This is a genomic window from Neobacillus phoenicis (assembly GCF_047302305.1).
Classification (GTDB): Bacteria; Bacillota; Bacilli; order Bacillales; family Cytobacillaceae; genus Neobacillus.
In genome coordinates, this window is record NZ_CP154847.1 from 4,364,232 (window position 1) to 4,385,618 (window position 21,387).

Genomic DNA, 21,387 nt, shown 5'->3' on the forward strand with positions numbered 1-21,387 from the left:
AATCTATGATTTTGACAGTTCTTCTGTTTTTTCCAAATATTTATTGAGTGGAAACATAACCGATTTAATCTGTCTGGCAAAAAGATTAACAAATCCCCTCTGACTCTCATAAATTAAGTTCCCAGCTTGTTTAACCGTTTTAATATATTGCATTCTCCCTTTTTTCCGGAGTGCGATATATTGGTCTATCATTTCGAGATATTTTTCCATGGATAGGTAATTATTTAATGTTTGACATGGTGCAGAAAGAATAGACATTGTTTTTTTCTGAATTTGATCAATTTGAGCATTAATATCCTCATAAGACCGAATGGGGAAAAAATGCTGCAGACTAGTCGTTGACATTAAAAATTCCTCTCTAGCGGTTCTTTCCCATTCTGCAAATTCCTTATTAAATCTCTCAGCAATGTCTTTTACGTTTCCTTGATTCCTTTTAATACTCTCAGCGAAATGCTTTGCTTCTTTTAAAAAGATCTCATCGCGAAATTCAGCATGTTTAGCCCATTCATCTAGTTCTCCGAAGGCATGCTGCCACAGAACGTCTAAACTAGAAAGCTGTTCCATATCCTCATTCTCAACTGGTTGCTCTTGTTCAACCAGGTTTGTCTGTATAGCCTTAATTGCTTTTTTTTCTTCCTTTGCTTCATTTTCTACTTCCTTTTTTTCAGGCATTTTTATTTCATCCCTTCTTTAATTTTTATTATCAACTTACTATTTTAGCCTGGTTCATGAGTTTGAATTTTTCTTGGGTGGTTTATTAAAGATGATCTTTGAAGTAGTTCGTGTGGAAGTTAGATTATAGTGGTTAGACATGAAGTTTTTCTTCCTCTTTACGTAACATTCGTCTTAACAGCTTTCCGACAGATGATATAGGAAGTTCATTCAGAATTTCAATCTCTTTTGGAACTTTATAAGGTGCCAGGTTAATCTTGGCAAATTCAATCAGGTTCTCCGGCGTTTCAACAGCACCTGTTTTTAACTTAACAAATGCCTTAACCGTTTCCCCTCTATAGCTGTCCGGAACACCGATGACAATGGCTTGCTCAACTGCCTCGTGCTTGTATAGTACTTCCTCAATTTCTCGGGGATACACATTATACCCGCTTGCAATAATAATATCTTTTTTCCGATCCAAAATATAAAAATAGCCATCTTCATCCATTTTGGCGATATCCCCAGTAAAGAGCCACCCGTCCTTCAATACCATTTCCGTATCCCCAGGACGTTTCCAATAACCCTTCATAACCTGTGGACCGCGGAGTATGAGTTCACCTGCCTCCCCAATTGGGACGTCTTCAATTCCTTTTGGTGTTTGTGTAATAATTCTCGCTTCGGTGCCTGGTAAAGGAATACCAACACTTCCTAATTTTCTTGGTAGGAATGGAGGGGTAGAGATTGCAGATGGTGCCGTTTCTGATAAACCATATCCGTCTGCTAATCTTACACCCACTCTTTTCTCAAAAGACCTCACCTGTTCGACAGGTAGTGGCGCACCCCCACTGCTTAAATAATATATATCTCCAAGATTACTTGCCTCTAAGTCTGGGTGACTATTGAAAGCAAAGATCATTGTTGGGACCGCGGTCATTTGAAATGGCTTTTCCCTTTTTACAAGATCTAATACCTCATTGACATCGAACCTTGGTAATATTAACTGATTACAACCAATTCGGATTGCCGAAAGTGCATTACATGATAAGCCATAAACATGGAACATAGGAAGGACACTGACAATCTTGAAGTTCTCTGGTTTCTCATCTACTGCATTATAAGTGAAATCACATACCTGAATAATATTTGCCAAAAGATTATGGTGGGTAAGCATAACCCCTTTTGATACGCCAGTGGTGCCGCCAGTGTATTGTAAGATGGCAACATCTTCCTGTATGTCAATTGGAATATCCGGAATGACATTGTCATGTGTAAGAAAATCCTCAAAGTATATATCACCGGCAGAAAGCTGAATTCGGTTTCCGCCGAAGCCCACGACAATAATCCTCTTTAATGATGTTTTTGGCTGAACATGCTTGACTCTTGAATAAAAGTCTTCAAATACAACCATATATTCCGCCTCAGAGTCATTTAACACATATTCAATCTCTCGTTCGACATACATAGGGTTCACTTGAACGGCAATTCCACCTAGTCTAAACCCAGCAAAAAGACTAAAAATATAGTGAGGACAATTAGGCAGCATAATCGCTAACCGATCTCCCTTTTTGAGGCCAATTCGATACAATGAGGCCGCAAACCATTCAGATATCATTTTCGTATCTTTATAGCTCCAAGACCGGCCATAAAAGGTAAGGGCCGGTCTTTCATCATGAATATTGGCTGCCTGCTTCAAAAGGTCAAATAATGAATCGTACTCAATGGATACATTTTCACTTACCCTTGGATCGTAGAATTTTAACCATGGCTTTTTTTGATATACCACATTTTTCCCCTCCTTATAATCCTTCTTCTTTATTCACAAGGCCTATACACCTATATAAGCTTTTCGGTAAATTTCAGCAAGTTCACTTACAAATGGCTGTTTTGGATTGGCAATGGTGTCTTGATCATCAAAAGCAAGTTCCGCAAGTCCAGCAACCTTACTTTCAAATTCTGAATTTGAAACCCCGTTAGCCTCAATACTCATGGAAATATCTAGTTCCTCAGCAAGCTTAATAATGGCCGATATCAAGCTCTCAATTCCTTCTTCTGTCGTACTAGCAGGCAGTCCAAGCATTTTGGCAATTTCACAATATCGCTTATCCGCAATAAAGGATTCATATTTCGGATAGGTCATAAACTTGTTTGGTTTGGCTGAATTGTAACGAATCACATGTGGTAAAAGTAATGCATTCGCACGTCCATGTGGAATGTGGAACTCGGCACCCAGTACATGGGCTAAGCTATGGTTGACTCCTAAAAAAGAATTAGCAAAGGCCATCCCTGCTATAGTTGATGCATTGTGCATTTTTTCACGTGCTAATTCATCACTGCCATCCCGATAAGCTCTTGGTAAATACTCAAAAACCAACTGAATAGCTTTTAGTGCCAGCCCGTCCGTGTAATCATTTGCCAATACCGATACATAGGCTTCAATCGCATGAGTTAATACATCCATTCCTGTATCAGCCGTAACATGCTTTGGAACAGTCATTACAAACTGCGGATCAATAATTGCCACATCAGGTGTTAGTTGAAAATCTGCAAGCGGGTATTTAATGTTAGCTTTTTTATCAGTAATGACTGAGAAGGCTGTTACTTCTGAACCTGTACCTGATGTCGTAGGAATCGCGATAAACTTAGCCTTTTGGCGAAGAATAGGGAATTTAACAACTCGCTTATTCGGATCAAAGAATTTTTGCGTTAAACTATGGAAATCTGTTTCTGGATGCTCGTAAAATAACCACATTGCTTTAGCCGCATCCATCACCGAACCGCCACCTAGTGCAATAATGACATCTGGCTGAAATCTTCTCATTCTCTCTGCACCATTCATGACTGTTTCAATACTAGGATCTGGCTCAATTTCAGAAAATGTCTCCCAATGAACCTTATTTTGATGTTTTTCAAGATAATACAAAACCTTGTCGACAAAGCCATTTTTCATAGGACTACCGCTTGTGACAATAAATGCTTTCGAGATATTTGGGACCTGAGCAAGCATTTGGATTGAATTTTTCTCAAAGAAAATCTGTGATGGAACTTTAAACCATTGTGTAAACGTTCTTCTTTTGGCAACTTTTTTAATGTTGATGAGATTAGCGGCTCCAACATTCTGTGACACTGAATTCCCCCCATAAGTTCCACAACCAATTGTTAAAGACGGAAGAGAAGTATTATATATATCCCCAATTGCACCATGTGTGGAAGGAGTATTAACGATGATTCGACCAGCCTTCATGCGTGCTGCGAACATATCAATAATGCTTTGATCTGATGTATGAATAGCTGCCGAATGTCCTAGTCCCCCATATTCCAGTGTTTCTTCCGCAATTTTTAAACCTTCAATAAAATTAGTAACCTTATAGCATGCTAAGATTGGACTTAGCTTTTCACAGGAAAGCGGGTAGTTATGTCCTACTCCCTCTAACTCAGCAATAAGAATCTTCGTATTTACAGGGACGTTTATTCCAGCCATTTTCGCAATCACATACGCTGGTAATCCAACAATTAACTGATTAATAGAGTTTGTTTTTTCAAATATAGCCACTTTTTCTAGCATCTTACGTTCTTCTTCATTAAGAAAATAGCAATGGTTTTCTATCATTTCCTGTTTCACTTCATCGTAAATTTCTTGATCAATAATCACAGCTTGTTCGGAAGCGCAAATCATACCGTTGTCAAAGGTTTTGGATAAGATTACATCATTGACAGCACGTTTGATATGAGCTGTTTTCTCGATATAACAAGGTACATTCCCTGCTCCCACTCCAAGTGCCGGTTTACCTGAGCTATAAGCCGCTTTTACCAAATTAGGTCCACCTGTTGCTAAAATGAGTGAAATCTTTGGATGCATCATAAGAGCCTGGAAAGCTTCATGGGAAGGCTCTTCAATCCATTGGATGCAGTTCTCAGGAGCACCCGCGCTCATGGCGGCTTTCTTTAACAATTCTGCTGTCTCTTTGCAGCATTGTTGTGCATATTTTGGAAAGGCAAATATAATAGGATTTCGTGTTTTAAGAGAAATTAATGATTTAAAAATCACAGTTGAGGTAGGATTAGTAATTGGAATGACTCCTGCGATGACGCCTACTGGCTCTGCCAGCTCTACCATTCCTTCATTTTCGTTTTCACTGATAACACCCACGGTTTTCATGTTCCGTATATTGTTATAAATAAATTCTGTTGCAAACATATTTTTAAAAACTTTATCCTCATAAACTCCGCGGCGTGTTTCATTTACAGCAAGCTTTGCCAATTCCCTATGGTTTTCTAGCGCGGTCAGTGCCATTTGCTTTACAATTTCATCAACCATTTCCTGGTTGTAACAACGAAAAGCACCAAGTGCCTTCACGGCATTGTTTGCCAACGAGTCAATCATTGCAGCAACCGTTTGAGTTTCAAGTACCACTCTTTCTTTTACAGACATTTTTGTCCCCTCCGAATCATCATCGAATACAAGATTTTAGAAATTAGGTATGTTTGGTTCCTCAAAATATAGTCTTATTCACTCCCTTACTCCCGCTGGCTAAAATATATCATTTAAAAATTTCGAAAATTGTCGAATCATGTTAACAAACGAATGAGTACTCATTCATTTCATAGAATGTTCAAAATTTTGACTCACACAATACTAAAAAGAGGCTGACTCTGCAGGCTGTAGAAAAACTTTCGATAGCTTTTTATTTCATATGAATCCTTTAATGATCCACCAGGTTAATTTCCTATGATGCTATTAATATATAGCGCTTCCAATAAGTATGTTGATTTCCGCTCTAGGCGGCTTCGCTTTCCTCGGGCGTGCCGGGGAGCCTCCTCGTCGCTTCGCTCCTGCGGAGTCTCCCCTGCCCCGTACTCCCGCAGGAGTCTTCGCCGCCTTCCACTCCAATCAACATTGTGTATTGAATAAAAACCTTCCATTCAACTAATAAATAATAATAAAATCTTTCTCGACAATCTTAAGAGGCTGACTCTATGAGTCAGCCTCTGGATTTAGTTGGATATCAACCTGTATTCCTTAAACCAGCAGAAATTCCGCTTATTGTAAGAAGAACTTGCGTTATTAATTCATCATTCGGCTCTTCTTGTTCCCTTAGTTCTTTTATTAGTTCAACCTGAAGGAAGTTTAACGGATCAACATACGGATTACGTCTGTATACGGACTCTTGAATATTTGGAGTATTATCCAGCAATTCCTTATCCCCAGTAATTTTCAGCAAAATAGCTTTTGTTTTTTCATATTCCTCTAAAATATTATTAAAAATTCTATCTGCAATTGCCTTATCTTCAACAAGTGTTAAATATTCCTTCGCTGTTGTAATATCAGCTTTCATCAATGCCATGTGTAAATTATCAATCGTTGATCGGAAAAATGGCCACTTCTCATACATTTGTTGTAAGAGCTTAAGGTTTTCTGCACTTTTAGAAGCGAAAGAATCTAATCCAGTTCCAGCTGCATACCATGCAGGGAGTAACTGCCTGCTTTGAGTCCAAGCAAACACCCATGGGATAGCCCTTAAATCCTCAAATCGCCCTCGATTTTTTCTACTCATCGGTCTTGACCCAATATTTAAGTCCCCAAGTTCCCTTAGAGGGGTAGCTTCATTAAAGTAAGTTAAAAAGTCTGGATCACCAAATACAAGTGATTGATATTTCCCCAAAGATACACCTGCGATTTCCTCAATGGTTACTTCCCAAATTGGATCTCGGTGATATCCTGACTCTTTTGATACATTTGTTGCCGCTAGCAGCAATGTAGACGTCGCCTGCTCCAAACTTCGGTAAGCAATATCCTCAAGTAAATACCTTGATGATAATACCTCTCCCTGTTCGGTAATTTTGACACCATCTCCAATTGTTTCTGCTGGTTGAGATAAGATACTCTTATTTAATGGGCCACCGCCACGGCCTAACGAACCACCACGTCCGTGGAAGAACTTAAGTCCAATTTCATAATTTTTAGCCATTTTATGAATTTCAATCTGAGCTCTGTATAGCTTCCAGTTTGCTGTTAATGTCCCGCCGTCCTTGCTACCGTCAGAATAGCCCAGCATAATTTCTTGTTGATCCCCTAAAATTTGCAAATGATTTCGATAGACCGGCATTTCAAAAAGGGTTTGCATAATTTTAGGACCAGCTACAAGATCATCAATCGTTTCTAGGAGTGGGGCTACATTTAAATTACTTTCTAACGTACCGTCTGCATGGAGTCTATAAATTCCCGCCTCTTTTGCTAAAACAAGGACTTCAAGCAAATCACTTGGTGATTTAGTCATACTTACAAGATAGACAGATATAGATCTTTTCCCAAACTCTTCATGTGCCTCTTTGATCATTTGGAACACTTTGATCATCTCCTGCGTTTCCGCAGAATAATCTTCATTTAATAATAAGAGTGGGCGTGGATCCATAAGGATGTTCTGTAAAATTTTTAGTTTTTCTTCTTCAGGAAGTACAGCATAATTCTCAGAAATACGAACCTTACGTAAAATTTCTGAAATGGCTGCTTCATGTTCACCACTATGGTTACGAATATCAAGAGTAGCTAAATGGAAACCAAACAATTGCACTTGACGGATCAGCTTTTGAATAATTTTTAATTCGTTCGCTGCAGGATGATGCTTTTTTAAACTTCTTTTAATAATGAATAGGTCTTCTAATAATTCATCTGCAGAACGATAGCCTAACTCTGAGTTCCCCACTTGCTTAACCCGTTCAATAATAAGGGCAAAGGCACGGCGGTACACTTCAGATTTGATTGGCCATTTTTTGTCTTCCCTTAAGTAAGTATCTTCCTTCTCATTAATAAATGTTAGAAGCTCCTCACTTACATCTACACGTGTAGTAGAGTGGCTGTACCTCTTCATTAGGTCAATTAAGACATTTTTATACTTCTTTAACACCAATCTTCTTTGCCTGTTCAATGTTTCCCATGTGACATCATGAGTAACATTTGGATTTCCATCTCGATCTCCACCAATCCAGGAACCGAAACGGAGAAAATTAGGAACTTCCCACGTTGCAGTAGAATAGTACTTCCCTAAGCAATTAGCGACTTCCTGGTGTATTTCCGGTAGGACTTCAAATAGTGTTTGATCAAAATAATAAAGTCCATTCCTTACTTCATCCAAAACAGTCGGCTTATGCTCACGTAATTCATCAGTTTGCCAAAGGATGGTCACTTCATTAAACAAGCTCTCTTCAAGCTGCTTTCTTTCTCTACTTGTTAATAATGGATGGTCTAAACTTTTTAAGATATCAGCAATTCGCTGTTGAATTTCAAGAATCGAGCGTTTCGTCGCCTCTGTTGGATGGGCAGTTATCACCAATTCCAACGAGAGTGTATGTAATACATTTCGAATTACATCCTCATTAATATTGTTTTCTTTTAGAGAAAGAACCGCACTCTCTATCGAAGCAGGTTGTACAATATTATCATCTTGAAGCTGATACTCTCTTCTTCTTCGAATACGGTGATTTTGTTCTGCAGCATTTATTAAATGAAAATACATGGAAAAGGCACGGATGATTTGCCTCCTCATCGGAGAGCTTAAATTTGTAATTTCACTTTTTAAGTCAGCATAAATTTCCTGATCAAAGTGTGTTCTTAGTGTTTTAGTCATATGTCTAATCTTTTCCACTTTTTCGAACAGTTCGGAACCACCATGATTGACAAGAATTTCCCCAAGCATTTTTCCAAGTAATTTCACATCGCGTCGCAACGGAAGACTGCTGTCATTTACCTTTAATTCTGTCGCCATACCATTCACCTTCCTATAATCAAAAAATTCGCTAAATTTTTATATATAAATATATCATAACTTTACCCATCATGTGAAAGAAATAACTTACTTTTTTAAAAAATAGAAAAAAACCTGCACATTACAGGTTCTGATCATATAAGATTTATTCATTTCTATCAATGACGAGGACATAAGTTTTTCGATCATCATCACTATATGTTACAACAATTGAAATGATGGTTTTGTTATCATCGTCTAACTTTACCGTTTTGCTTGTACCACCCTCAATTGAGATGGTTGAACTGCTGTAACGAGCTGTTGGGCTTAATGTAATGGAATCTACATCACTATCAACAGCCACATGGTAAGTAAATTCATCAGAAGTAAACGCACTGTCCCATGTTCCATTGTTAACTGTTAGTGAAGAAAGGGTAGCTTTACTGACTTTTTGTACTGTGGTTGTGGTATTACCTTGTTGGTTCATAGTTGGTTGAAATGTATTCGTTCGATTGTTTTGCGTAGGGATGGTAATTTGTGAATTTGCCGAATTACCCCTAGTCACATTAATAGTATAGGTCTTTTTTTCTCCATTCTCTGACGTAACAACAATAGTGATGACTGATTCCCCAATAGGAAGGTCCACTGAAATACTTCCTTCTTTAAGGTTAGTCCCATTTACCTGAATAGTTGATGTGGGCTCAACTGAAGTCGGTGTAACCGTAAGAGAAGCTATGTTATTTGCTACTTCGATACTATAATTGTTAATTTCAGATGAAAAGTTCGGTGACAGTTTTCCAGTAGACAATTCCAGATTTTGCAAAAGGTTATTCCCATTTTGTTTCCTAGTAACGGTAAGCGTATAGGTATTCAGTTGGTGTGTACTTTCAGAAACAGTAATGAGGAATTTGTTTTCTCCTGTTTGAAGAGAAAATGTGCTTGCTACACCACTTTTGATTGACTTGTCATTAATTGTAATACGAGCATCTGGATTATTACTTTCTACAAGTAAATTAATTTCCTTTGTTTCATTTTCTACAGTGGTAGAATATTCTTTCACATCTGCCGTAAAATCATAATCGAGCTTAATCCCTTCAATTTCCAATAATGAAAGTGTGTTTTCAGACTGATTTGCCTGTTCAGGAACTGTACTTTCAGCATAAGCAATAGGTATGTAAGAATAGTTCCCCATCCCGACCATGGAAGCAGCAAGTATAATATTTATTCCTCTTTTTGGCACCTTCGCAAACATGTCTTTTCCTCCCGCATCAATAATGTAGACTAAAGGTACCACTGGATGCTTAAGAAAACCTTAACTTTTTTTAGAATATTATTAAAATAAAAAAACCGTAAATCCTGTTGCTTTTACAAGATTTACGGCTTTTTTCTATCTCCTATTGAATTCTTCCAGTTTAGAAGAGATGGCTACAGCCACTTCTTCATCAGACTTTTGAATGGCTTTTTTAAAAAGTGTATTAGCTAAAGAGCCCATTGGACCGGTTGCATTAATTTCAAGAAAACCTGTTACTTTTGTTTTGTTTCTATTCATTGCTTTAGCTTCGAAATATCCTTCACCTAGGTATTTTTCATTAGAGCGCTTTAATTCGAAACTTACCTTCAAGGGTTCATTCCATATAATATTATCAATGATTAAACTGACCTTTTTCTTCATAATGCCTAAGAGGTCACTTTTAAATTCCCATGTAATTTGGTTTTCATTTACTATTTCATGTTGAATATAACCCGGGACTAAGGGTGCCCAGTTATCCGGATCGCGTATAAATCTCCAAATCACTTCAATTGGGATATCTAATTCTACATGTTGAATTTCACTTGGCATTTATATCCCTCTTTCATAATCATTGTAAAAAGCCTTCAAGTATCTGAAGGCCTTTTTAAATATATATGTTTATAAACCAGTTTATAGAAGAAATTTCCCAAACTAACGAATTGCTTCAAGAAAAAAGCTTAAATGATTCTCCATTTTCATTTCTACTTCTGCTGTATCTATACCGTCATACTTCAGGAGCAAGTATTCCGTCATCATCGTAAACAATGGATACTGATACTCGGTTGCTAAAATCTTAGCATTTTGTTGTTTAAGTTCCCCTTTATCAATAAAAATCTGAAATGCAACCTCCAAGAAATCAACAGTCCCCTTATATACATCATTAATAATGATACCTCTAGCCCTTTGGTCACGGAATTGCTCGATATTTAGTATTCTCCACATTTTTTCGTGCAACGGTTCTTCTACTGCCTGTTTAAAATTGATAATCCCTTGAGTTAAAAATGGCTTGATTGTTATCCTGTTACAAATGGCATTTAACGTATCCTGATTCGGTCTTGTTTTAGAATGACTTTCACGAAATAATGCATACACCCATTCTAAGATTTCATCTTTAGATTTGAAGTGATTATAAAGTGCACTTTCTTTTATTCCAACCACTTTTGTTAGCTCACGAACGGATACGGCAGAAAAGCCTTTATGAGAAAATAAGTCTATAGAAGCTTCAAGGATTCTATATTTTGTGCTGTTTACATCAAGATCTGTTACTGGATGATTCATCCGAAGAACTCCTTCTTATTTCATTGTCATTAACATAAGCTGTACCACCAGTTGAAGGTCCATTAGAAAGTGGGCGATCGCAATCGGCAATAAGCGATTGGTTTTGTTGAAAATAATCCCTAGAATGATTGCTAATGGCACGAATGACAAGAAACGCCACATCATGTATGGTCCATCAAAAACTAATGGCAGTGCCACATGTTGAAATGCAAGGAATAATCCCGATAGGGTAATGGCTAACCAGAGTTTACCTGTTCTTGCCTTAATTCTTGGAAGTGCGTACCCGATGTATGTTGGAGTTTCCACAAGACCATTGGAGATGGGAAACAAAATGAGAGCGGTGGCCGCAGCCCAAATTGGAAGCTTCTGAAACATCACCTCAGGTGGTGTAAATGTTCCTAATAATAGATATGAAAATAGAAACAACGGAATGGCTCCTGCAACTATCCCCACAATCACCAGCCATAACGTTTCAAGTGTATCTTTTTTTGCTCGGCCTTTTTTAAAGTTAAAAATGGAAAAATACGAGTGGCCTTCCTTTTTCAATAAACTCCTTAAGATGAGAAAAGTGACGATATTGGCAAATATGGCTTGAAATGGCCACCATTTTTCCGCTGCATGTAGGGGAGAACTTTCGCCAGCTAGGGCAAAAAAGCCAACTAATAAGGCCCCAAATAATATGAATAATATTGTTCTCATTACTAATGAGAAGACAATTCTCCTGCCAATTTTGTTCTCATTATTTACTATCCTCACCTGTACGCTATTCGAATTCAATAATTCCTTTTTCATATTACACCTCATGGGATAATTTTAAAACCTCCAATGAATTAACGTTCGTTCACGAGTTTCGTAAAAAAATTAGGTTTGGAACAATTCTCCTTGAACGGCTCTAATATATCGATTAGCTGATAATTGAACGGATTGGTTGGCATCTTCCTTCACGATCTTATGAAAGGCATTATAAATCCGATTAAATGATAAGGGCTTAACCCTCTCTGCCATCTCTCTAACTGTTTTAGCAGGTAATGGAATCAAGTTAGGATAACTATACATAAAGCTTACCCACTTTCTATCGGCCACTACTTGGATGATATCTCCTGTTAAAAGGACGCCGTTCCCTTCGTTTCCATCCTCCCAGTGTAAAACTGCCCCACCTTTAAAATGTCCCCCTAATCTGTGAATAGTCATTCCCTCATGTAAGACTAGCTTTTCTCCAGACCATAGAATAATATGATCACTTGGATTCACAATCCATTCCTTGTCATCCTCATGGATGTATATAGGGACATCAAATGCTTTTGCCCACTCAATCTGTGCTGAATAATAATGAGGGTGGGAAAGAGCAATCGCGTTAATTCCTCCCATTTGATGAATCTCCTCAATCGTCTTTTCATCAAGATAGGTTATACAATCCCATAATACATTAAAGTCATTTCCTTTAATAAAGTAAGCTGTTTGACCGATTCCAAAAGAAGGAGACGTGGTGATACTATACAAATTTTCCTCTTCTAATAGAATTTTATTTTTATATTTTTGTGACTCAATTAACTTCTCAAGTGTTGTCCAGGCTTGCCCATTTGGGTTTACATACTGTCTTTCTTCCTCACAAATCATGCACGAGCTTGGAGGACGAGCGGAGTCTGGATATTGTGTTCCACACGTTGTACAAACAAATTTATTCACATGGATCATCCTTTCATTAATATATTTTGGATTTTTTTACCACTAACAATATATTAATTAACGTTCGTTCATATGTCAACAAATTGTATTATTATGGATAAAAATAGAGCAAGTGCCTAGGAATTATTTCAGATTAAGCTGGTCTATCGGCTAGAGGAGCGCAGACAGAGGTATATTCTTAATTAAGCGAACAAAAGTCATTTACCTTTAGTAGCAGGCAACCTTGCCACTTGCAATAAAAACTTCCCCTATTTACCGGTCGCGCTCTTTTTCTCTTGCCACGGGCTTTAGAAACTTCTCCTATTTATCGGGCTGCTTCCTTCCATTGGATCGGGTCATCGGGACATAAATTACCACAGTATCAAGGAGTGTTGCTGTGACAAATTTTATACATTATCTTTTTAAAAAAAGAGACTGGCCCTTTTTAATAAAGATCCAGTCTCTCCTATGCTTAATTTGTTATTGCCTGTTTTAAAAGGAATTGGTGGATTCTTTCTGCAGCGGTCGATAACCGTTCTTCCGGCTGTACCATAGCAATACGAACATACCCTTCCCCTAATTTTCCAAATGCGTCACCAGGAATAACTGCCACACCTGCTTGATTAATCAATTCAAAGGCAAATTCTCTTGAGGTCCATCCAGCGGGGATTTTTGCCCACACAAACATTGTTGCAGGAGACTTTTCCACTTGCCATCCACTTTTCCTTAGACCTGTAATTAATGCATCCCGACGAAGCTCATATTCTTTTGCCTGTTGTCGAAGGAAATGGAAATCGGAGGTCAATGCCATTACTGCTGCTTTTTGAATCGGATAAAAAATTCCATAATCAATATGAGACTTAAACGAAGCTAAAATCTCAATAGCTTGTCTATTGCCGACAACGTATCCGATTCGACAACCAGCCATATTAAAAGTTTTGGAAAGTGAATTGAACTCAATTCCGATCTCTTTTGCTCCTGGTATTGACATGAAACTAAGCTGCGGATGATCATCAAAAATTAATTCAGAATAAGCAAAGTCATGAACAATCAAGATTTCATGCTTTTTAGCAAAAGCCACTACCTCTTCATAAAAACTAAAATCTGCTAATGCAGTAACAGGATTTCCAGGATAACTGATAATCATCATTTTTGTTTTCTGAAGAACCTCTAATGGAATTTCATTCAGCTTTGGTTGAAACTTATTTTCGGCTAACAAAGGGAATGGATAAATTACTCCACCCGCAATATTTACACTTGCTTCATAAATGGGATAACCAGGGTCGGGAACCAAAACATATTCACCTGGATTAATCAGTGCTGTAGCCAAGTGTGCCAATCCATCCTGTGACCCCATTAACTGCAATACTTCATTTTCTGGGTTTAGGTCAACCGCATACCTTTGTTTATAAAAATAACTGACCGCTTCATGAAATTCAGGTATCCCTGTCAGTGTATATCCATACCGGCTTGTGTCCTTTGCCGCTTCTACTAAGGTATCCACCACAAACGACGGCGGTGGAAAATCTGGGGATCCCACACTTAAATCAATGACATCTTTTCCTCTTTTTATAGCTTCCTTTTTACGATTCGCTACTTCTTGAAAAATACTTGCTGACATTTTTTGCAGTTTTTCCGATGCAATGAGATTCATAGACCTTCCCCCACAATCTTATTTTTTCACAGAATCTTTCCTAGTATAATAATTTTATTTGTTTTAACATAATTCAGATTATATCAGTCTAACGATTTGTATACTATATTTCTAAATAACCATTGATTATTATCTCTTCATAAATTAAGATTTGTAGATAGGTAAAAAGTTCAGAATAGTCAATGTACTTAGTGGGGGTAACTGAATTGAAATTCTTTCAGTATTGTTTATTCTTTTTAGGGTTAACCTTTTTTGGCTTAGGCAACGCTATTGCGGTTAAAGTTAAATATGTTGGCCTTCATCCATGGGAAGTACTGAATGTGGCACTCTATGAGCATTTTGGTTTTACCATTGGTACATGGGGCGTGGTGTGTGGTTTGATTCTTATCCTCATCTCATTCTTTGTCGCCAGAAGCTATATCAATATTGGCACCATTTTAAATGCTTTGTGCATTGGGCCCATTATGGATTTTTTTCTTTGGTTAGATATTCTTCCGAAGGCAACCCATACCTGGGTAGATTATATTATTTTATTAGTTGCTATTGTTATTTCTGGAATCGGTGGCGGCATGTATGTGGCAGCAGGGATAGGGGCAGGTCCTCGCGACGGCTTTATGCTTTCAATTTCCGATAAAACAAGACTATCAGTTAGCCAAGCAAGAATCGTGGTTGAAAGCTTCGTCTTAATTATTGGATTCCTTTTAGGTGGTCCGGTATTTATCGCCACTTTTGTCTATACATTTATTCAGAGTCCTGTTTTTCAACGTTCCTTGAAGGTGTTTAAGTCATTGGTGGAATCCCTTAAAAAAAGAAAAGAACAAAGCCAGGAAAGCGTTGTTTTGTAACTTATGAAAGCCCCACTTTAATTTGTGGGGCTATTTCTATAAAATTTTATTAATGCCTGGGATCTTACATACCCAGGCTGATAAAACAAATCCAAAAACGGGTCCGGTTACTGCAACGATTAAAAACTTCAATAGGGCCGGTAAATCAAATTGGTGTAAATATAAACTTATACTGACAAGAACAAGTGGATGGATGATATACAGGGTATAAGCTGATTCAGATATCGTTCTCCACATCTTCTTTGTTACATTATGCCTTGTTTTAAACATTGAAAGCAGCCATAAGCAAATACCTATGCAAACAAATGGCTCCCACATCGCATAAACAAAAGCCTGAGCTCCCCATCCTCCTGAAACATGCATATTTCCCTCTAATGCACCTGTCGCTATAAGTGCAATCGGTAAAATAGGGATGGTAATGACAGAGATCAATGCCCAAAGTTTTACTGTTTTCACACGTATCTGATCTAACCAATTATGTTCATATGCTGTTGTACCAGCAATAAACAGTAAGATATATGAAGGAAAATAACCAAACTGTAAACCTAGAATTCCCTCTCCTGTTGGCCAACTTAAGCGAATTAAAAATGCTGCTATACCTAAGCTAATTGCCGTAAAGAACAATTTTCTATTTGAAGGAAAAACCTTTGAAGCTTGTGAGAGTCCAATAAAGAACTTACGATAAGCCACATAGAGGATAGAAAAAATTAATAAAGCTTCTACAAACCAAAGTGGGCCGATATTAATGCTATTCAAAGTAAGGATCTCATTTTGATAGAATTCACTAAAGGAATATTCAATCTTAAATCCTACTATATATCGGATAAATGATCCTATTAGAAAAGTATAAAAAATTAATGGAATACCTAAGCGAATTAAACGGTCTTTTAAGAATACTCTCGTGCCCTTCCGTTTTAGAGATGCCGGAGTAAAGTAACCAGATAGGAAAAAAAATAACCCCATAAAAAATGATTGATTAATAGCAGTAAAAAGCGTCAAAATAATTGCCGTCACACTTAAACCATTAGTAGGAACAACATCTTTATAAACCCATGACCCATCTGCCCCATATGTTATTGCTGTGTGATGAACTAAGACCAAGACGGTTAGTACGACACGTAAATGGTCTAAATAGAATAACCTCTTTTTTTCCATTTATTTCCCCTCCTAGAGGTATACACCTTCTTCATTATCTGACTGAAAACCCAGGAAAAAAGTTACAAAAAATCCATCCAAAGGATGGACCTATTTATACCATATATGGCACATTCACTTTCTTTAATCCTTTTAAGGTGAAACAACTGGCAAAGATGATGAGCGAAAATAGGAGAAATATATGGCTTACCCCAATGTTAGAAATTAAAATACCAGTTGTTAGGGCAGATGTAATTTTTACAATAGAAGCTAGGATAGTTCTTAAACCAACCACTCTCCCAATGTACTCTTTTGTTGAGTTCAGTTGGATAAGTGTTTGAGTAATAATTAAGTGGGCCATCGTAAATAATCCAAGAACAAAGATTAAAATAGCGGCTGACATTTTATCACTATTCAAATGTAATAAAACAGCTGTTATTGCCATTCCCACCATGGTGAAAACAATAGACCATTGTTTAAATCTTTTTAAAAAATAAGTAACCACAATTCCTGCGAGTATTCCCCCTACTGCAAAAGAAATATCAAATACCGAATATAATCCGCTGCCTCCTTTAAATACCTTTGCTAAGGGTAAAAGGATAGTTGTGGTCATTTGGATACTAATGCTATTTAAAATAGATAAAAATAGAAGGTATCTCATTCCCTCCCGATTCTTGATAAAATCCCATCCGGAAATCAGCTTTGAGTAATATTGAATTTTACTCGGATTCTTTTGTTTGGTATTGGTTTGCTTCACCATATAATAGAGAACTGCAGCTACTAGAAATGTCAGTGAGTTAATAAAGAAACTAAGGGCTAATGACAATTTTATCAGCAACACACCAGAAACAGCGGATCCTGCAATTAATGCACCTTCATTGAGTGATGAAGATTTTGAGATTACAAAGGGAATATCTCTATCTATAAATGATTCTTTTATGAAAGATTGCTCGGCAGGTTTGTAAATGGTGTAGCAGACAGCTAATAGAAACTGTAAAAAATATATGAATAGCGTTGATTCAAAATGTAAAAGAATCAAAATAGACATGGTTAGTACAATAATGAATCGAAAGATGTCTGTCATGACGACAATCAATTTTGATTGATGATGATCAACATATACAGAAACAATTGGTGTTAATAGTATGCTTGGCAAATAATATATAGCAATCATCATACCTATAGATAGTGCTTCACCCGTTAAATGATAAATGTACCACATAATCGCAATTTGCTGGATACCGTCTCCAAAATTACTAATCATCGAACCTAGTAAATACGGTAATTTATTGTTCTTCATTTGTAATCCCCCTTTTTCTACCTCCCTTATTGTAAATTCATTTCTTAATAAGTAAAATTAAACTTTTTTTATTATTTAACATAACGAAAACTTATTATATTAATTTTATTGCTGTAAAAAAGCCAAGCACAAAAAAACGCTTGGTCCTCCAAGCGTTTAATTTTTTTCGATTATGCCCACACTTCATCTAATACGTTTCTGAATAATTCATCAAGCAATTGTGTGATGTCTTCCTTTTTCACCTTTATAGATTTAGTAAATTCCTCTAGTCTTGTGATTTCTTGATCTAAGAATTCATTAATGGCTGTCACTTTGGGTTCCAGATTCATCTCATCCCCTCGCAATTTTCTATCCAGCAAGGTTTGAATTTCTTGCTTAAGCTGTCCATCTTCAAGTAAATCCGCCACCAAATTTTGAAACAGGATCGGAGGAACAGTATTATATTTTTCAATCCACATGCAGGCTAAAATCGGCCTAAGGACATAAAAATATTTCTTTATTTTCACCTGTTCTCCTTGAAGATAGTCACGATAATTGCCCTTCGCCATGTTTAAATAATGATATAGTGCAGACTGCGGCAGGAATACCTTCTCTTGAATCTCCTTCATTTTATCGACGAGGGAAAACGCTTGATAATAGACAATCCCTGAATGTAGCCACTCCATTAAAGGGGGATTGGATTTTCTAAAAAGCTTGAGGGCTTTTCGAAGTTCCCAGCCGTTCATATCAAGCAAGTCATTGATTGGAAGTTCAATCACATCTCGCTTTTCATCAATGCTTAAATACCACTCTTTTCGGTGAACATAGATAAAACGGACATCATAATCACTATCCTTGGATGGAAATCCCCATGCCCTGCTGCCTGATTCTACGACATAGCAGATTTTTATATCATGCTGCTCTTCCAGTCTTTTAATTTCTTCAAGTATTCGTTCTTTCAAACTACTCCCTCCCTACAGAGTGTCTGGACCAAAGATTCTTACAATATTGGCGATAATCCTGATGGAATTGCTGAACCCACTGACCCTCTTTACCAGGAAAGTTGCGTCCTTCAAAAGATGTGATAGGCACGATTTCTTGAATGGAATTAGTGACAAACATTTCATCAGCTTCTAGTACTTCCTTAATTGAGTAAAGTCCCTCTTGAATTTGCAAATTATTTTTCCAGCCTAATTGAATGACAAACTGGCGGGTAATCCCATTTAAGATGCCGGTATGTAAAGAAGGTGTATATAAGACATTTCCTTTAATCCAAAAAAGATTAGAAACAATGCCCTCCGCTAAGTATCCATGCTCATCTAGAAAAATTCCTTCTACATCTGGAAAATCGCCAATTTCTCTTTTTGCCAATACATTATTTAAATAATGATGGGACTTTAAACGTTGATTCCCTTCAGGGCTGTTCCGTTTTAACTTCAGCAGTACTGCCTTTTTTTCAATTAATTCCCCTCCAGGTGATAATCGCTTAGGAAAAATAATCAAATTCGGCTGGAGGTAAGGTTCTACCTGTAATCCCACTTCGCCTAATCCGGCAGAAACATTTAACCGGATGTAAGCATTTGTCAGCCGATTTCTTTCTAATAGTTCCTGCAGAATTTTGTTGATTTGTTCACGTGTATATTTCTGCTCGATTGATAGTTCTGCTAACCCCTTATTTAGTCGCTCGACATGGTCATCTAATAAAAATGGATGGCCGTCATACACTCGAAACGTTTCAAATAAACCTAAGCCATATAAAAATCCATGATCAAACGGAGAAATTTTTGCTTCTTCTTTACTTATAAATTGACCATTTAGGTAAAGTAACATGTTAATTTCCTTGTACGATTGCAGTGTTCTTGTAGTGATTAACGAAGTTTTGCAGTAGCTCTTTCCCAAAGGTCGTCATGATGGATTCTGGATGGAACTGTACTCCCTCTATCGGCAGGTCCTTATGGCGAATTGCCATGATTTCCCCCTCTTTCGTCCAAGCGGAGATCTCAAAGCAATCAGGCAACGTTTCTCTTTTTACAATTAACGAATGGTAGCGTGTGGCTAGAAAAGGGTTCGGAAGCCCTTGAAAAATTGTTTTTCCATCATGATACATCTCTGAGGTTTTTCCATGCATAAGTCTCTCTGCCTGAACTACTTGTCCATCAAAAGCTTGAGCAATAGCTTGTTGACCTAGACAAACACCAAAAATCGGAACTTTACCAGCGAAAAATCTGATTGCATCTAGACTAATTCCCGCTTCATTAGGGCTGCATGGACCAGGTGAGACCATTAAGAATTCAGGTCCTAGCTTTTCGATTTCCTCGATTGTCGTCTGATTGTTCCTTTTCACAACTAATTCTTCTCCTAGTTCACCTAGGTACTGTACTAAGTTAAAGGTAAAGGAATCATAATTATCAATCATAAAAATCATTTAGCATACTCCTCTGCCATTTCTTTTGCTTTCCATAAAGCCGCTGCTTTTTTCATAGATTCTTTATATTCATGCTTAGGGTTCGAATCGATGACAATGCCTGCACCTGCTTGAACATGTGCCATCCCATCCTTCACATGCATGGTTCGGATAATAATATTTAATTCTATGTCGCCACTAAAATCAATCCAGCCAAGTGATCCAGTATATACACCTCTTTGAACGGGCTCCAACTCTTCGATGATTTCCATCGTTCGAACTTTCGGAGCACCTGTTATCGTTCCACCTGGGAAGACAGAATTAATAATGTCAGAGCATGATTTATCTTCTGCTAATTCCCCTCTCACATTGGAAACGATGTGCATGACATGAGAGTATTTTTCAATGGTCATAAATTCATTAACCTCAACCGTTCCGTACTTACACACTCTACCAAGATCATTTCGTTCTAAATCCACAAGCATGACATGCTCCGCTCGTTCCTTTTCGTTTTCAATTAATTCGTTAGCGAGTGCGAGATCTTCTTCATGATCCTTCCCTCTTGAACGAGTCCCTGCAATCGGCCTTGTGCTTACTTCTGTTCCATCCTTTTTCACAAGTAACTCGGGTGATCCACTGACAAGCTGAAATTCTGGTGTGTGCATATACCCCATATATGGAGATGGATTCAAGACCCTTAATTGTTCATACACCTCAATCGCCTGAACCCCGATCGGTTTAGACTGGCGCACCGCTAAATTTACCTGGAACACATCCCCCTGTGATATATATTGCTGAACTTTTCTAACAGCCTTCTGGAACTCTTCCTCTGTCATCGAAACCTGCAACTGATTTGGATCGTTTAGCATTGTTCGTGCAGTTGGTACGGAATTCATTTCCTCAAGCCAGCGTTTTTCCCAATATCCTAATCGCTGATCTATTCCATCATCACTTTCCGCCAAAATGAAGATCCAAAGTAGGTCCTCTTCATGATCAAACACAAACCATTCCTTTACTATAAAAAAGTAGATTTCCGGAATACCGGTGTCGTCTTTTGCTAGGTTAGGAAGTTCTTCTATGTAACGAGCATAATCATAGCTTATGTACCCAATCGCTCCACCAAGGAAGCTTGGAAGTCCTTCCATTTTATCAACTTGATAACGACTCATCCATTTCTCAAGTATGTGTAGTGGGTTCCCTTCCAACTTTTGGGTACCGCTTTCATTTTGGATTTCCAATTCATGATTTTTTCCTTTCATAATTGTCTCAGGTTGAAATGCAGCGATGCTGTATCTCCCACCTCGCCCACTTTCTAATAGCACATGATGGGTCTGATTTGTCGCTAGTAAACGATATTGTCTAAAAAAATTAGAATAGGTATAAGGAATTTTTTTACTATATAAATGAAGTTTCTTCAATCAATTCACTCCTAATCATTACTCTT

17 protein-coding genes are annotated in these 21,387 nt (G+C 37.5%); 1 reads left to right on the forward strand and 16 read right to left on the reverse strand.

Annotated elements, in window-relative coordinates; genetic code table 11:
* Positions 1-3: 3 nt before the first annotated feature.
* From AA0X95_RS22400 to AA0X95_RS22445, 10 genes are all read right to left on the reverse strand, one after another.
* Positions 4-672, reverse strand: coding sequence for a hypothetical protein (locus AA0X95_RS22400; RefSeq protein ID WP_413301730.1), 669 nt, complete (start codon positions 670-672; stop codon positions 4-6).
* A 133-nt stretch (positions 673-805) separates the two neighbouring features.
* Positions 806-2,437 (reverse strand): long-chain-fatty-acid--CoA ligase, encoded by a 1,632-nt coding sequence (locus AA0X95_RS22405; RefSeq protein WP_413301732.1) that lies wholly within the window; start codon positions 2,435-2,437, stop codon positions 806-808.
* Positions 2,438-2,479: 42 nt separating this feature from the next.
* Complete coding sequence (gene adhE / locus AA0X95_RS22410; protein WP_413301734.1) at positions 2,480-5,083, reverse strand: bifunctional acetaldehyde-CoA/alcohol dehydrogenase; 2,604 nt, start codon at positions 5,081-5,083, stop codon at positions 2,480-2,482.
* A 574-nt stretch (positions 5,084-5,657) separates the two neighbouring features.
* Positions 5,658-8,414 carry a phosphoenolpyruvate carboxylase gene (ppc, locus tag AA0X95_RS22415; protein ID WP_413301736.1) on the reverse strand — a complete coding sequence of 919 codons (2,757 nt, stop codon included), beginning with the start codon at positions 8,412-8,414 and terminating at the stop codon, positions 5,658-5,660.
* 145 nt (positions 8,415-8,559) lie between these two features.
* Positions 8,560-9,645, reverse strand: a complete 1,086-nt coding sequence (locus tag AA0X95_RS22420; protein WP_413301738.1) for a cadherin-like beta sandwich domain-containing protein — start codon at positions 9,643-9,645, stop codon at positions 8,560-8,562.
* A gap of 135 nt (positions 9,646-9,780) precedes the next feature.
* On the reverse strand, positions 9,781-10,233 hold the full coding sequence (locus AA0X95_RS22425) for a CoxG family protein (RefSeq protein WP_413301740.1): 453 nt from the start codon (positions 10,231-10,233) through the stop codon (positions 9,781-9,783).
* Positions 10,234-10,335: 102 nt separating this feature from the next.
* The gene (locus tag AA0X95_RS22430; protein ID WP_413301742.1) at positions 10,336-10,962 is read right to left on the reverse strand and encodes a TetR/AcrR family transcriptional regulator; all 627 of its coding nucleotides are present in this window, start codon (positions 10,960-10,962) and stop codon (positions 10,336-10,338) included.
* A gap of 15 nt (positions 10,963-10,977) precedes the next feature.
* Positions 10,978-11,754, reverse strand: coding sequence for a type II CAAX prenyl endopeptidase Rce1 family protein (locus AA0X95_RS22435; RefSeq protein WP_413301744.1), 777 nt, complete (start codon positions 11,752-11,754; stop codon positions 10,978-10,980).
* 69 nt (positions 11,755-11,823) lie between these two features.
* The gene (locus AA0X95_RS22440; RefSeq protein WP_413301746.1) at positions 11,824-12,648 is read right to left on the reverse strand and encodes a hypothetical protein; all 825 of its coding nucleotides are present in this window, start codon (positions 12,646-12,648) and stop codon (positions 11,824-11,826) included.
* A 451-nt stretch (positions 12,649-13,099) separates the two neighbouring features.
* Positions 13,100-14,281: an LL-diaminopimelate aminotransferase gene (locus AA0X95_RS22445; protein WP_413301748.1), complete on the reverse strand. Its 1,182-nt coding sequence runs from the start codon at positions 14,279-14,281 to the stop codon at positions 13,100-13,102.
* Between the two features lie 182 nt (positions 14,282-14,463).
* Between AA0X95_RS22445 and AA0X95_RS22450 the strand changes: the two genes are divergently transcribed.
* Complete coding sequence (locus tag AA0X95_RS22450; RefSeq protein WP_413301750.1) at positions 14,464-15,126, forward strand: YczE/YyaS/YitT family protein; 663 nt, start codon at positions 14,464-14,466, stop codon at positions 15,124-15,126.
* Between the two features lie 36 nt (positions 15,127-15,162).
* On the opposite strand, the gene AA0X95_RS22455 is transcribed toward AA0X95_RS22450, so the two are convergent.
* From AA0X95_RS22455 to pabB, 6 genes are all read right to left on the reverse strand, one after another.
* Entirely contained in the window at positions 15,163-16,281 is a 1,119-nt protein-coding gene (locus tag AA0X95_RS22455) for an acyltransferase family protein (protein WP_413301752.1), read from the reverse strand.
* A gap of 94 nt (positions 16,282-16,375) precedes the next feature.
* Positions 16,376-17,560: an MFS transporter gene (locus AA0X95_RS22460; RefSeq protein WP_413301754.1), complete on the reverse strand. Its 1,185-nt coding sequence runs from the start codon at positions 17,558-17,560 to the stop codon at positions 16,376-16,378.
* A 170-nt stretch (positions 17,561-17,730) separates the two neighbouring features.
* Entirely contained in the window at positions 17,731-18,501 is a 771-nt protein-coding gene (locus AA0X95_RS22465) for a nucleotidyltransferase domain-containing protein (protein WP_413301756.1), read from the reverse strand.
* Position 18,502: 1 nt separating this feature from the next.
* Positions 18,503-19,369 (reverse strand): aminodeoxychorismate lyase, encoded by an 867-nt coding sequence (pabC, locus tag AA0X95_RS22470; RefSeq protein ID WP_413301758.1) that lies wholly within the window; start codon positions 19,367-19,369, stop codon positions 18,503-18,505.
* 1 nt (position 19,370) lies between these two features.
* Positions 19,371-19,964, reverse strand: a complete 594-nt coding sequence (gene pabA / locus AA0X95_RS22475; protein ID WP_413301760.1) for an aminodeoxychorismate/anthranilate synthase component II — start codon at positions 19,962-19,964, stop codon at positions 19,371-19,373.
* On the reverse strand, positions 19,961-21,361 hold the full coding sequence (gene pabB / locus AA0X95_RS22480; RefSeq protein ID WP_413301762.1) for an aminodeoxychorismate synthase, component I: 1,401 nt from the start codon (positions 21,359-21,361) through the stop codon (positions 19,961-19,963). The genes pabA and pabB overlap by 4 nt, the downstream gene beginning before the upstream one ends.
* Between the last annotated feature and the right edge of the window lie 26 nt (positions 21,362-21,387).

Coding starts and splice junctions, on each gene's coding strand:
- AA0X95_RS22400 (WP_413301730.1), bottom strand. CDS start 672: ATGCCTGAAAAAAAGGAAGTAGAAAATGAAGCAAAGGAAGAAAAAAAA.
- adhE (WP_413301734.1), bottom strand. CDS start 5,083: ATGTCTGTAAAAGAAAGAGTGGTACTTGAAACTCAAACGGTTGCTGCA.
- ppc (WP_413301736.1), bottom strand. CDS start 8,414: ATGGCGACAGAATTAAAGGTAAATGACAGCAGTCTTCCGTTGCGACGC.
- AA0X95_RS22420 (WP_413301738.1), bottom strand. CDS start 9,645: ATGTTTGCGAAGGTGCCAAAAAGAGGAATAAATATTATACTTGCTGCT.
- AA0X95_RS22425 (WP_413301740.1), bottom strand. CDS start 10,233: ATGCCAAGTGAAATTCAACATGTAGAATTAGATATCCCAATTGAAGTG.
- AA0X95_RS22430 (WP_413301742.1), bottom strand. CDS start 10,962: ATGAATCATCCAGTAACAGATCTTGATGTAAACAGCACAAAATATAGA.
- AA0X95_RS22435 (WP_413301744.1), bottom strand. CDS start 11,754: ATGAAAAAGGAATTATTGAATTCGAATAGCGTACAGGTGAGGATAGTA.
- AA0X95_RS22445 (WP_413301748.1), bottom strand. CDS start 14,281: ATGAATCTCATTGCATCGGAAAAACTGCAAAAAATGTCAGCAAGTATT.
- AA0X95_RS22450 (WP_413301750.1), top strand. CDS start 14,464: ATGTACTTAGTGGGGGTAACTGAATTGAAATTCTTTCAGTATTGTTTA.
- AA0X95_RS22455 (WP_413301752.1), bottom strand. CDS start 16,281: ATGGAAAAAAAGAGGTTATTCTATTTAGACCATTTACGTGTCGTACTA.
- AA0X95_RS22460 (WP_413301754.1), bottom strand. CDS start 17,560: ATGAAGAACAATAAATTACCGTATTTACTAGGTTCGATGATTAGTAAT.
- pabC (WP_413301758.1), bottom strand. CDS start 19,369: ATGTTACTTTACCTAAATGGTCAATTTATAAGTAAAGAAGAAGCAAAA.
- pabA (WP_413301760.1), bottom strand. CDS start 19,964: ATGATTTTTATGATTGATAATTATGATTCCTTTACCTTTAACTTAGTA.